At 68.7% G+C, this 6,511-nt stretch carries 7 protein-coding genes and 3 tRNA genes; all 10 read right to left on the bottom strand.

Features of this window, described 5'->3' with window-relative positions; all coding sequences use genetic code 11:
• On the bottom strand, positions 1-379 hold a 379-nt coding region (locus I7X39_RS22000; protein WP_198113523.1), incomplete at its 3' end, for a GTP-binding protein.
• Between the two features lie 53 nt (positions 380-432).
• Positions 433-507, bottom strand: a tRNA-Thr gene (locus I7X39_RS21995).
• 68 nt (positions 508-575) lie between these two features.
• A tRNA-Gly gene (locus I7X39_RS21990) sits at positions 576-649 on the bottom strand.
• A gap of 16 nt (positions 650-665) precedes the next feature.
• Positions 666-751: transfer RNA gene (locus I7X39_RS21985), tRNA-Tyr, on the bottom strand.
• 54 nt (positions 752-805) lie between these two features.
• Entirely contained in the window at positions 806-1,516 is a 711-nt protein-coding gene (locus I7X39_RS21980) for a uracil-DNA glycosylase (RefSeq protein WP_198113522.1), read from the bottom strand.
• Entirely contained in the window at positions 1,513-2,295 is a 783-nt protein-coding gene (gene trpC / locus I7X39_RS21975) for an indole-3-glycerol phosphate synthase TrpC (protein WP_198113521.1), read from the bottom strand. The genes I7X39_RS21980 and trpC overlap by 4 nt, the downstream gene beginning before the upstream one ends.
• Positions 2,296-2,298: 3 nt before the next feature.
• Entirely contained in the window at positions 2,299-3,324 is a 1,026-nt protein-coding gene (trpD, locus tag I7X39_RS21970; protein WP_198113520.1) for an anthranilate phosphoribosyltransferase, read from the bottom strand.
• Position 3,325: 1 nt separating this feature from the next.
• The gene (gene ltaE, locus I7X39_RS21965; protein ID WP_198113519.1) at positions 3,326-4,354 is read right to left on the bottom strand and encodes a low-specificity L-threonine aldolase; all 1,029 of its coding nucleotides are present in this window, start codon (positions 4,352-4,354) and stop codon (positions 3,326-3,328) included.
• Positions 4,351-4,935, bottom strand: a complete 585-nt coding sequence (locus tag I7X39_RS21960) for an anthranilate synthase component II (protein WP_198113518.1) — start codon at positions 4,933-4,935, stop codon at positions 4,351-4,353. Before I7X39_RS21960 ends, ltaE begins: the two co-directional genes overlap by 4 nt.
• Position 4,936: 1 nt before the next feature.
• Complete coding sequence (gene trpE / locus I7X39_RS21955) at positions 4,937-6,424, bottom strand: anthranilate synthase component I (RefSeq protein ID WP_198113526.1); 1,488 nt, start codon at positions 6,422-6,424, stop codon at positions 4,937-4,939.
• Positions 6,425-6,511 lie beyond the last annotated feature (87 nt).

Raw genomic sequence — 6,511 nt, 5'->3', positions numbered from 1 at the left:
CGACCTGACGCGCCAGCAGGATGTGCTCGCGGGTCTGGGGCATCGGGCCGTCAGCGGCCGAGCACACCAGGATGGCGCCGTCCATCTGGGCGGCACCGGTGATCATGTTCTTGACGTAGTCGGCGTGGCCCGGGCAGTCAACGTGCGCGTAGTGGCGGTTGGCCGTCTCGTACTCGACGTGGGCGGTGTTGATGGTGATGCCGCGCGCCTTCTCTTCCGGCGCCGCGTCGATCTGGTCGTAGGCCTTGGCCTCGCCACCGAACTTCTTCGACAGAACGGTCGCAATCGCTGCCGTCAGCGTGGTCTTGCCATGGTCCACGTGACCGATGGTGCCCACGTTCACGTGCGGCTTGGTGCGTTCGAACTTACCTTTTGCCATTTGGTGCTCCTGGCGCTCCGCCCAGAAAGAAGGGAAGAAAAGACGAAAAAGGGTGGTGCCCATGGCGGGAATCGGACCCGCGACCTCTCCCTTACCAAGGGAGTGCTCTACCACTGAGCCACATGGGCAGCGACACAGGGCTGAGGACTTCGCAATCCGCAATCCGGTGCCGCCTCGCCCCACAAGCCAACCGCTCTGGAGCGGGAGACGGGAATCGAACCCGCGTCATTAGCTTGGAAGGCTAAGGTTCTACCATTGAACTACTCCCGCTGAAGGAGCATCGCTTTGGTGGAGGAGGCTGGATTCGAACCAGCGTACGCGTTAGCGGGCAGATTTACAGTCTGCTGCCTTTAACCACTCGGCCACCCCTCCGGGAGCGAGCCCGCGACTATAGCAGAGGTTTCTCGCCCCGCAAGCCCCTGCCTCTCAGGCTGACCCGACAGCCCAGCTCCAGCTCTGTCCTTGCGCCTCCAGCCAGCGTTGGACGGCACCGAAGTGACCGCAGCCGATGAAGGGGCGCGGCGGACGCAGGGCCGAAAGCGGCGAAGGATGGTTGGCCGTCAGCACCAGGTGCTGGCCGCCCTGCAGCAGCGGCTGCTTGGACTGCGCATGCGCCCCCCAGAGCAGGAAGGCCTTGGGCCGCGGATCGGCCGCCACGGCACGGATCAGCGCGTCCGTCAGCGCCTCCCAGCCCCAGCCGGCATGAGCACCGGCCTGGCCATCCTCGACCGTGAGCACCGTATTGAGCAGCAGCACCCCGCGGCGCGCCCAGCCGCCCAGGTGCCCGTGCGCGGCGGGCGCCAGCCCGAGGTCGCGCTGCAACTCCTTGTAGATGTTGCGCAGGCTGGGCGGCAGCTTCTGGCCCACCGGCACGGAAAAGGCCAGCCCCTCGGCCTGACCTGGGCCGTGATAGGGATCCTGACCCAGGATCACCACCCGGCAAGCGGACAAGGGCGTCAGCTCCAGCGCCCGCAGGGGCTGCGCCGGGTAGATCTGCGCACCCGCCCGTTGCCACGCCTCGATGCGATCGATCAGCGGCTGCGCACCTTCGCGCCACTGCACAAGGGGCGACTGCCACCCCGCGTCCAGCCGGGCGCGCGCCAGCGCCGCCCCCAGCGGTTCCTGCAGGGCGCTCAAGCGAAAAGCTCGGCCAGCGCCTGGCCAGGGTCCGGAGCGCGCATGAAGGCCTCGCCCACCAGAAAGGCCCGCACATCGGCCGCACGCAGCCGCTCGACGTCAGCGCGCACCAGCACGCCCGATTCGGTGATCAGCAGCCGCTCGGGGCCGATCGCACCCCGCAGGCTCAGCGTGGTGTCCAGGCTGACCTCGAAGGTGCGCAGGTTGCGGTTGTTGATGCCCATCAGCGGCGTCTTCAGGCGCAGCGCACGGTCCAGCTCGGCCGCGTCGTGGGACTCCACCAGCACGTCCAGGCCCAGGGCCAGCGCACAAGCCTCCAGATCCCGCAGCTGCGCATCGTCCAGGCAGGCCACGATCAGCAGGATGGCGTCCGCCCCCATGGCCTTGGCGTCCATGATCTGCAGCTCGTCGATCATGAAGTCCTTGCGGAGCACGGGCAGGCTGCAGGCGGCATGCGCCTGCTGCAGATAGGCCGTGCAGCCTTGGAAGAAGCGTTCATCGGTCAGCACGGACAGGCAAGCCGCGCCGTGCCGGGCGTAGCTGGCGGCAATGGCGGCCGGATCGAAGGACTCGCGCAGCACGCCCTTGCTGGGGCTGGCCTTCTTGACCTCCGCAATCACTGCCGACCGGCCCGTTGCCACACGGCCTTGCAGCGCGGCGGCAAAGCCGCGCGCGGGCGGTGCCTGCTCGGCGCTGCGGCGCAGCTCGGCCGCGCGCAGGCGCAGCGCCGCCACTTCTTCTTGCTTGACCGCCACGATGCGGCGCAACACGTCTTCCATCACTCAGCCCCGCTGAGTCGCGTTCACGAACTGGTCCAGCTTGGCGCGTGCAGCGCCGCTGTCGAGGGCCGTGCGGGCCCGTTCGATGCCCGCGGCGATGGATTCGGCGACATCGGCGGCGTACAGCGCCGCCCCCGCATTCAGCAGCACGATGTCGCGCGCCGGGCCGGTCTTGCCCTCCAGCACACCCAGCAGCATGGCCTTCGAGGCCTCGGCGTTCTCGACTCTCAGATTGCGCGTGGCCGCCATGGCGATGCCGTAGTCCTCGGGGTGGATGCTGTACTCGGTGACTTGGCCGTCGCGCAGTTCGCCCACCAGGGTGGCGGCGCCGAGCGAGACCTCGTCCAGCCCGTCCTGCCCATAAACGACCAGTGCATGCTTGGCGCCCAAGCGCTGCAGCACACGCACCTGGATGCCGACCAGATCCGGGTGGAACACGCCCATCAGGATGTTGGGCGCACCAGCCGGATTGGTCAGCGGGCCCAGGATGTTGAAGATCGTGCGCACGCCCAACTCCTTACGCACCGGGGCGATGTTCTTCATCGCCGGGTGGTGGTTGGGCGCAAACATGAAACCCATGCCGGCCTCGGCCAGGCAGCGCGCCACGGCCTCGGGCTGCAGGTCGATGCGAGCCCCCAGGCTCTCCAGCACATCGGCACTGCCGCTCTTGCTGCTGACGCTGCGGTTGCCGTGCTTGGCCACCACGGCACCAGCGGCGGCGGCCACGAACATCGAGCAGGTGCTGATGTTGAAGCTGTGCGCACCGTCGCCGCCGGTGCCCACCACGTCAACCAGGTGCGGGTGCGGTGCCACCGGCACCTTGCGGCTGAGCTCGCGCATCACCTCGGCGGCGGCGGCGATCTCGCCCACGGTTTCCTTCTTCACACGCAAGCCGGTGATGAGCGCCGCCGCCACCACCGGCGACATCTCGCCCGTCATGATGCGGCGCATCAGCGCCAGCATCTCGTCGGGAAAGATCTCGCGGTGTTCGATGACGCGCTGCAGGGCTTCTTGGTCGGTGATCGGCATCTCAGGCCTCGCTGAAATAGGCACGGACGGCGGCGATGGCACGGTCCACACCGGCCTCGTCCACATCCAGATGGGTGACAAAGCGCAGGCGGTACAGGCCGGTGGCCAGCACGCCGCGCTCCTTCAAGAACGGGATCAGGCCGGCGCCGCGCTCGGGCGCGACATCGGCAAACACGATGTTGGTCTGCGGCATCTGCACTGCCAGGCCGGGCAGGCCTTGCAGGCCCGCGGCGAGTCGCTGCGCGCGCGCATGGTCCTCGCGCAGGCGCTCCAGGTGGTGGTCGAGCGCGTATTGCGCCGCCGCGGCCAGCAGGCCGGCCTGGCGCATCGCCCCGCCGCACATCTTGCGCCAGCGCCGGGCGCGGCCGATGAAGGCGGCCGAGCCGCAAAGCACCGAGCCGACCGGCGCGCCCAGGCCCTTGGAAAAGCAGACCGAGACCGAATCGAAGCCAGCACAAATCGCTCGGGCATTGGCCAGCACCTCACCCGACGGAGCAGCGGCGGCATTGAAGAGCCGCGCACCGTCCAGATGCAGGCTCAGGCCATGGCGGCGCACCAGCGCCTGGGTCTCGCGTACGTAGACCGGGTCCAGCACCTGGCCGCCAATCGTGTTTTCCAGGCAGAGCAGGCGCGTGCGGGCAAAGTGCGGGTCATCCGGCTTGATCGCGGCCTCGATGTCCGCCAGCAGCAGGCTGCCGTCCGGCTGCTGGGTCAGCGGCTGCGGCTGGATGGAGCCCAGCACCGCCGCACCGCCGGCCTCCCAGCGGTAGCAATGCTGCTGCTGGCCGACGATGTATTCGTCGCCCCGCTCGCAGTGGCTCATCAGGGCCACCAGATTGCTTTGCGTGCCGCTGGGCAGGAAGAGCGCGGCCTCGAAACCCAGGCGCTCAGCCACGGCCGCCTGCAGGGCCTTGACGCTCGGGTCGTCACCAAACACGTCGTCGCCCAAGGGCGCCGCGGCCATGGCGGCGCGCATCCCGGCCGTCGGGCGGGTGACGGTGTCGCTGCGCAGGTCCACAAGCGCGCTCATGGGGCCAGCTCCAAGAAGTTCTTCAGCTGGGCATGGCCATGCTCGGAAAGGATCGATTCGGGGTGGTACTGCACGCCCTCGATCGGCGTCTTCGTGCCCGCCAGCTCCCGGTGGCGCACGGCCATGATCTCGCCGTCCTCGCTGCGCGCGCTGACCTCCAGCTCGGGCGGGCAGCTCGCGGGCTCAATCACCAGCGAGTGGTAGCGGATCACGCTGAACTGCGACGGCAGGCCCTTGAACACGCCGCGGCCGTCGTTCGTGATGGTGCTGGCCTTGCCATGCATCTGGCGCTGCGCCCGCACGACCTTGCCGCCCAGGGCCTGGCCGATGCTCTGGTGGCCCAGGCACACGCCCAGGATGGGCAGCTTGCCCTTGAAGGCCTGGATGGCCGGCACGCACACACCGGCCTCGGTGGGCGTGCAGGGGCCGGGGGAGAGGATCAGGTGGCTGGGGTTCAGCGCGGCGATGCCGGCGACGTCGATCTCGTCGTTGCGCAGCACCTTCACCTCGGCCCCCAGTTCGCCCAGGTACTGCACCAGGTTGAAGGTGAAGCTGTCGTAGTTGTCGATCATCAAGATCATTTCAGAACCCCCCTTCCACCAGCTCGGCCGCCGCCAGCACGGCACGCGCCTTGGCCTCGGTTTCCTTCCACTCCAGCTCAGGGACCGAATCGGCCACCACGCCGGCCGCGGCCTGCACGTACAGCGTGCCGTCCTTGACGATGCCGGTGCGGATGGCGATGGCCAGGTCCATGTCGCCAGCGAAGCTCAGGTAGCCGCAGGCGCCGCCGTAGATGCCGCGTTCCACGGGTTCCAGCTCGTCGATCAGCTCCATCGCGCGCACCTTGGGCGCGCCGGTCAGCGTGCCGGCCGGGAAGCTCGCCTTCAGCACGTCCAGTTGCCCCACCTCGGGCCGCAGCACACCTTCGACGTTGCTGACGATGTGCATCACGTGCGAGTAACGCTCAACCTCGAAGGCCGCCGTCACCTTGACGCTGCCGGTGCGGGCGATGCGGCCGATGTCGTTGCGCGCCAGGTCGATCAGCATCAGGTGCTCGGCGCGCTCCTTGGCGTCGCCGCGCAGCTCGGCTTCCAGCAGGGCGTCGGCCTGCGGCGTGGCGCCGCGTGGGCGGGTGCCGGCCAGCGGGCGGATGGTGATCTTGCGGCCGCCGCCATCCTCGATTGAACGATGCTCCTCGCGCACGAGGATCTCCGGCGAGGCGCCGACGATCTGGTGATCCCCCATGTCGTAGTAATACATGTACGGGCTGGGGTTCAGCGAGCGCAGCGCGCGATACAGGCTCAAGGGGTCGGCGTCAAAACGCTTCTTCAAGCGCTGGCCGATCACCACCTGCATACAGTCGCCGGCGGCGATGAATTCCTTGGCTTTTTCGACCGCCTGCATGAACTCGGCCGGGTCGCGTTCGCGCTGCACGGGCTGCGGCGCACTGGGCTTGACCTCGGGCAGGCCGACGCCACGGCGCAGGCTGCCGGCCAGCTCGTCCAGGCGCGCCTGGGCCTTGGCGTAGGCCTCGGGCACCGCAGGATCGGCCCAGACGATCAGGTAGAGCCGGCCGCTGAGGTTGTCGATGACGGCCACCTCCTCGCTCAGCAGCAGCTGGATATCCGGCAGACCCAGACCACCGGCAGGGCGGCTCTTGGCCAGGCGCGGCTCGATGGCGCGCACGGTGTCATAACCGAAGTAGCCGGCCAGGCCGCCGCAGAAACGCGGCAGGCCGGGCAGCACCGCCGGCTTCAGGCGCTCCTGGTAGGCAGCGATGAAGTCGAGCGGGTTGCCCTCGTGGCGCTCGATGACCTCGCCGTCGCGCACGATCTCGCAGACCGAGCCGCGGGCGCGCAGCAGGCTGCGCGCTGGCAGGCCGATGAATGAGTAGCGCCCGAAGCGCTCGCCGCCGATGACGGATTCGAGCAGGAAGCTCAGCGGCCGACCGGCGCAGAGCTTCAGGTACAGGGAGAGCGGGGTTTCGAGGTCCGCAAAGGCCTGGCGCACCAGGGGAATGCGGTTGTGGCCGGCTTCGGCCAGACGCAAAAAGTCTTGTTCGTTCGTGATCACAGCGGGTCCTGCACGCAAGGGTTCACCCGGGCGCGGCCACGCCACGCCCACTCAGCTTCGCAGAGTGCAGGGTCGCCAGGGCCA

The organism is Inhella proteolytica (assembly GCF_016093275.1).
Classification (GTDB): Bacteria; Pseudomonadota; Gammaproteobacteria; order Burkholderiales; family Burkholderiaceae_C; genus Inhella; species Inhella proteolytica.
This window is presented reverse-complemented; position numbering and strand designations above follow the sequence as displayed.